Raw genomic sequence first — 6,038 nt, forward strand, 5'->3', positions numbered from 1 at the left:
CGGTGAAGCTCACCGTCAGGCCGCTCGCCGAGGCGCTGAAGTTCGCCACCGGCGCGGTGTTGCCGCCCGGCGCGCCGCGGAACGCGGCCATCGCCGCCTTGGTCTGCACCAGCACGCGCTGATTGTGGTTGCGGTCGGCGGTGCCCATCGCCACGCCGTTGTAGGTCACGTCGGGGTTCGACCAGTAGTTCAGGCGCGGGCAGCCGCCGCTGCAGTTGTAAGCCATGATCGTGCGCCACTTGCTGCCGGTGGCCGGCTCGTAGCGATAGCCGTGGCCGTAAGCGTAGGGCGTGTTGGTCGGGTCGGCGGCGGGGTCGTGGCGCGCCGACAGCAGGTGGCCGATCTCGTGGGCGAAGCTGTAGTAGCCGGTGGCGCAGTCGTAGTGGACGGTGGCGAAGGCGGTCGCGGCGGTCGAGCCGATCGAGTGGGCCAGGCCGCAGTTGCCGCCGTCGTTGATGATCAACACGTTGACGTCGGCGGCGTTGGCGTCGCGGCTGGCATGGATGTCGTCCATGTAGCCGTCGTTGGGATCGGCGAAGCGTTCTTCGTCGGTGAAATGGCCGTCGCCGGCCGAGGTGTACTCGACGGTGCGGTAGTTGGCCAGCTCCAGCTGGATGCCGACGTTGGAGTTGGCGTAGCCCTGGTTGCTTTCGGCCACCGCCAGTTCGACCAGCGCCTGCATGTCGCCGCCGTATGCGGTCACGGCCTGATTGGTCGCGACCACCTGCACGCGGATGGTCGCAGTCGCGCCCGGGTCGACCGCGGCCGCGCCGATGCCGCCGGAGGCGCTGCGCACGGTCGGCGTGGCGTCCATCGCGAACTGCGGCAGGTCCGAGTCGCGGAAGCCGCGCGGGTGGTCCGGCGGCATGCGGGTCTCGTCGACCTCGACCACCGCGTGGCTGCCGTCGGCGAGCGGACGGATGCGGTACAACTGGCCGTCGATGCGCACGTTGCCGGTGACGCCGTTGCCGCGTCGCACCAGCGCGACCGAGTTACGCTCGTCGTGGCGCACTTCGCGCGCATCGCGCGCCGCCGCCTTGGCGGTCTCGCGCACGTGGCCCAGCCACACGGTGCTGCCGCGGCCGGTATCGCGCGCCTGGTCGAGTACGGCGTTGACCCGATGCGCACCGAGTTGCAGTTCGATCTCGCGCGTGTCCGCGCTGACCACGGCGGCGTTGGCGCGCTTGAGCTGCATCGCGGCGGTGGCCGGCGCGGCGGCCAGGCTCTGGGCGCGGCTCAGGCCGGCGCGCGGGGTCGGCGCGTCGCCGACGAACAGAGGCTGTGCGGCGAAGGCCGGCGCTGCGGCCAAGGCGGCGGCAAGCGCGGTGAGGCGTACGGCGAGGACCGCGCGCGAGGCGCGGCGATGGGACCTGTTGGACATTTGTGGAACCCCCGATGGATGAAGGCCGCGCTGGCGGCCGAAGCGGCGAACGCCGGCGCATCGGCGGCGGCGCCGTCGCAGGCGCGTCGTCGTGTCCGGTCGGTTGCGCGCGAGTTCGTCGTCTCGCCCGCACTACGACGCTAGCGGCTGCGCGAATCCCCAGGCAACGGTGTTCGCCGCGATCGGAACGCCATGTTCGTGACTGTGGTCATGCATCGGAAAACTGCTGAGCGGCGCGCTAACCGCACCGCATCGCCTGAGCGTTTTCCGCGCGCTTGCCGCCGCTTTTTAGACGTTTTTTGCGCCGTCCTAACAATGCAAAACCCCGGCCTGGGCCGGGGTTTCGCGGATGCTTCTTTCTTGGCGCGCTGCGCTGATCGCAACGCAACTCGCGTCTATTTGTCGCTCTTCTCGATCACTTCCGGGTTGCGTACTTCAGGTCCCGGAATGGCCGGTCCGCGAATGATCGGATCCAACGCGATGTGATTGTCCGGCTCGATGAACTGCACGTCCGGATCGGCCGCGAACACCTGCATCAAGCGTTGCGCGCCTGCGGCGTCGAGCGCGGGCTCGACCGCGAACACGTCGGCGTTGATGCCCATGCGGTGCTTCCAGGTCAGCTTGAGCGGCTTGCCGGGCACCTGGGCCGCGGTGCGGTTCAGCCGCGCCTGGACCAGGTCCTTCTGCTTCAGCGGCGCACTGCTGTCGCGGTACTTGACGATGAATTGGGCGAACGGGCCGGCGCCGACCGGCGCGCCGACCTGGGCCGGGGCGCGTTGGGCGGGCGCGGCGCCTGACGGCGGCGGCGTTCCGGCGGCCATGCAGGCGCTTACCGCGAACGCACTGAACAGGGCCGTGGCCGCCAGCCACGGCGCGCGGGACGAAATCGACATGCGGGCGTCTCCTGAGGCGAATGAGTCGGGCGATTCATGACAACGCACCAAGTGGGCGGACGGGGTCGGCGATCGGATCGAACCGGCACGCCGCGACGACAGTGGACGGCGGCGGCGGGCATGAACCCTCGATCGGCGTGACGATCTAAGAACTCCCTGCCCTAACCACGGCTGAAGCGCGAGTCCTGCCGCCTCAGCTTACTCGCTCGGCGCGCGGACGGCGCGGGCGGAAAAAGAAACCCCGGCCGGAGCCGGGGTTTCCATCGCGTCGCTGTCCAGGCAGCGGCGCGGCTTAGAACGTCACGCTCCAGGTGTCGATGCGGCCGACGTCGCCGCCGGCGTTGTCGTTCACGCGCAGCTTCCAGGTGCCGTTCAGCGCTTCGGTCGACAGGTTCTTGGTGAACGTGCCGATGACGTTGTCGGTCGAGGAACCGGTGCGGTTGTGCAGGTTGTAGATCGAGCCGTCCGGCGCCACCAGGTCGACCTTCAGGTCGCCCTTGTAGGTGTGATAGATCGTCACCGAGATGCTGGCGTTGCTCGGCGCGTTGCCGCTGCGGCCGGACACGGTGATCGGGCTTTCCACCGTGGCGTTGTCGCGGATGGCGACGTCGGTGCCGTTGGTGTAGGTCTGGGTGCCGCCGCCCGGGGTGCCGCCGCGCACCGCGTCGACCGCGGCCTTGGCGTTGATGATGCCCGCGCCGCAACCGCCGGAGCAGGCGCCCGGCAGCGCGCGCGCGGTGCTCTTGAGGATGCTCTCGATCTCGGCCGGCGTCTTCGGCGTGGTCGCCGCCGACTGCATCAGCGCGACCACGCCGGCCACGTGCGGCGAGGCCATCGAAGTGCCGCTCATGTACACGTACTGCTCGGCGCCCTGAGTGGTGGTGCCGCCGTTATGGGTCGAGGCGATCTGGTCGCCCGGCGCCGACACGTCGATGCCGGTGCCGTAGTTGGAATAGCTGGCCTTGGCGCCGGTCGAGGTGGTCGCGGCGACCGCGATCACGTTGGCGCAGTTGGCCGGGGTCGAGGTCGAGACGTTGGCGCTTTCGTTGCCGGCGGCGACCACCACCGTGGTGCCGCGGCCGACCGCGCCGTTGATCGCGTTCTGATAGCTGCTCGGACAGGCGCCGCCGCCGCCGAGGCTGAGGTTGATGACCTCGGCCGGATTGGCGTTGGCCGGCACGCCGGACACGGTACCGCCGGAGGCCCACACGATCGCGTCGGAGATGTCCGAGTCGTAGCCGCCGCAGCGGCCCAGTACGCGCACCGGCACCACCTTGGCGTTGAACGCGGTGCCGGCCACGCCCTTGGCGTTGTTGGTCACCGCGGCGACGGTGCCGGCGACGTGGGTGCCGTGCCAGCTGGAATCGCTGGCGCCGACGTCGTAGCCCGGCTGGTCGCACTCGGTCTCGTTGTTCCAGTCGCCTTCGTCGTTCGGGTTGGAATCGCGGCCGTTGCCGTCGCGCGAGACGAAGGTGTCGGAGATGAAGTCGTAGCCCGGCAGGATGTTGGCGTTCAGGTCGCCGTGCGGGGTGATGCCGGTGTCGAGCACCGCGACCACCGCGCCGGTGCCGGTGGCGACGTCCCAGGCCTGGTCGGCGCGGATACCGCCGTTGGTGCCGTTGAAACCGTACTGGAGGCCGTAGTGGGTGTCGTTCGGGGTCAGCAGGCGATGGCGGCGCACGTCGACTTCGACGAAGTCCACGTTCGGATCGGCGGCGATCTGGCGCATCAGCGATTCGGCTTCGGCGCGGTCCAGGGCGCGGTCGGCGCGCACCACGTCGGCGCCGATCGCGGTGCGGCGCAGATGCTTGAGGCCCAGCGCGGCGCCCTTGGCCTTGGCGCCGGAGGCGCTGGCGGCGGTGCTCAGCGCGCGCTGCACGTTGGCGGTGCTGCTGCGCTCGACGCTGCCGTCGCGGTACTTGACGATGAAACGGTCGAACTTGGCGGCGGTCTGCAGGCCGCTCAGGTTGACGCGCTCGGCGGCGAACGCCGAGCCGGCGGCGGTCGACGCCAGCACCAGGGCGGTGGCGGCGGCGAGGACGTGGATGCGGTTGGAACGGACGGACATTTGAGGAAACCCCCGAACAGGAAGCCGCGATGGCGGCGGATCTGGTCCGGTGAACCGACGGCACGACGAGGAGCCGCGGCGCCCGGACTGGTCGTGGACGCGCCCCTCACCGGCCGTGTGCCGGTGCGCGCCCTCGATTCACGCTAACGATTGCAGTCGTGCGTCGGCAAGATGTCGGCGGCGTTATTTCGCCCCTTCAAAAGTGAGTTGAATCACGTATCAGAAATGTGCCTTCTCACACATAGTCGCAACGCAAACGACTCAAATCCCCCTACCCCTGCGCTCAAAATGCGGTGTGCGTCTAAATTACCTCCCGCGTTCGCACTGCGCGCTGCGAACGGTCCGGGCGAGTCCGAAAGAACGCTCAGGAGGAGGATTTCGCCCGCTCTCAAACGAATTTCAATAGGCAACCTGTATCAAAACCGGGTTCGCCGACCGTGTCCGCCGTGCCCGCAAATGCGAACCCCGGCCGCAGCCGGGGTTCGCTCGAAGCGGGTGCGACCGTCCCTGGCCGCGACAACGATCAGAAGGTGACGCTCCAGGTGTCGATGCGGCCGGTGTCCTGCGCCGCGTTGTCGTTGACGCGCAGCTTCCAGGTGCCGTTGAGCGGCTCGCTCGACAGGTTCACGGTGTAAGTGCCGATGACGTTGTCGGTCGAGGAACCGGTGCGGTTGTGCAGGTTGTAGATCGAGCCGTCCGGCGCCACCAGGTCGACCTTCAGGTCGCCTTTGTAGGTGTGGTAGATCGTCACCGACACCGAGGCGTTGCTCGGTGCGTTGCCGGTGCGGCCGGACACGGTGATCGGGCTGTCGACGGTGGCGTTGTCGTTGATCGTGTAGTCGGTGCCGTTGGTATAGGTCTGCGCGCCCGGGGTACCGCCGCCGAGCGAGTCCAGCGCCGCCTTGGCGTTGACGATGCCCACGCCGATCGGCTGGTCCGGGGTCTGCGGGAACGCACGCGCGGTGTTCTTCAGGATGGTCTCGATCTGCGCCGGGGTCTTCGGCGTGGCCGAAGCGGCCTGCAGCAGCGCGACCACGCCGGCCACGTGCGGCGTCGCCATCGAGGTACCGCCGTAGGAGGCGTAGCTTTCCGCGCCCGGCGTGGTGCTGCCGGCGTTGAGCGTGGACAGGATGTTCGAGCCCGGCGCGGCGATGTCGACCACGGCGCCGTAGTTCGACTTCTGCGTGCTGCTCCATACCGAACGCGCGCCGGCGCTGTCGACCGCGCCGACGGTGATGACGTTGTTGCAGTTGGCCGGGCGCGCGTTGGAGGCGTTGCCGTTGTTGTTGCCGGCGGCGACCACCACGGTGGTGCCGCGCGAGACGGCGCCGTCGATCGCGGCCTGGTAGGTCGAGCCGCAGGTGCCGCTGCCGCCCAGGCTCATGTTGATGACTTCGGCCGGGTTGGCGTTGGCCGGCACGCCGGACACGGTGCCGCCGGACGCCCAGGTGATGGCGTCGGCGATGTCGGCCAGCGAGCCGCCGCACTTGGCCAGCACGCGCACCGGCACGACCTTGGCGTTGTACGCGGTGCCCGCCACGCCCTTGGCGTTGTTGGTCACCGCGGCGACGGTGCCGGCGACATGGGTGCCGTGCCAGCTCGACGGGCTGTCGTAGGTGCGGCCGCACTCGCCGGCGTTGAACCAGTCGCCTTCGTCGGCCGGGTTGGAATCGCGGCCGTTGCCGTCGCGCGCGGC

At 69.4% G+C, this 6,038-nt stretch carries 3 protein-coding genes and 1 pseudogene; all 4 read right to left on the bottom strand.

The window, feature by feature from the left end; genetic code table 11:
* Positions 1 to 76: 76 nt before the first annotated feature.
* A pseudogene (locus TX83_RS20135) lies at positions 77 to 1,381 on the bottom strand (M12 family metallo-peptidase); the annotation flags it as partial.
* Positions 1,382 to 1,776: 395 nt separating this feature from the next.
* The gene (locus TX83_RS20140; protein WP_064749771.1) at positions 1,777 to 2,274 is read right to left on the bottom strand and encodes a hypothetical protein; all 498 of its coding nucleotides are present in this window, start codon (positions 2,272 to 2,274) and stop codon (positions 1,777 to 1,779) included.
* Between the two features lie 292 nt (positions 2,275 to 2,566).
* Positions 2,567 to 4,342 carry a S8 family peptidase gene (locus tag TX83_RS20145; protein WP_064749773.1) on the bottom strand — a complete coding sequence of 592 codons (1,776 nt, stop codon included), beginning with the start codon at positions 4,340 to 4,342 and terminating at the stop codon, positions 2,567 to 2,569.
* A gap of 523 nt (positions 4,343 to 4,865) precedes the next feature.
* On the bottom strand, positions 4,866 to 6,038 hold a 1,173-nt coding region (locus TX83_RS20150), incomplete at its 5' end, for a S8 family serine peptidase (protein ID WP_064749775.1).

Source organism: Lysobacter antibioticus HS124, assembly GCF_000336385.2.
Taxonomy (GTDB): domain Bacteria; phylum Pseudomonadota; class Gammaproteobacteria; order Xanthomonadales; family Xanthomonadaceae; genus Lysobacter; species Lysobacter firmicutimachus.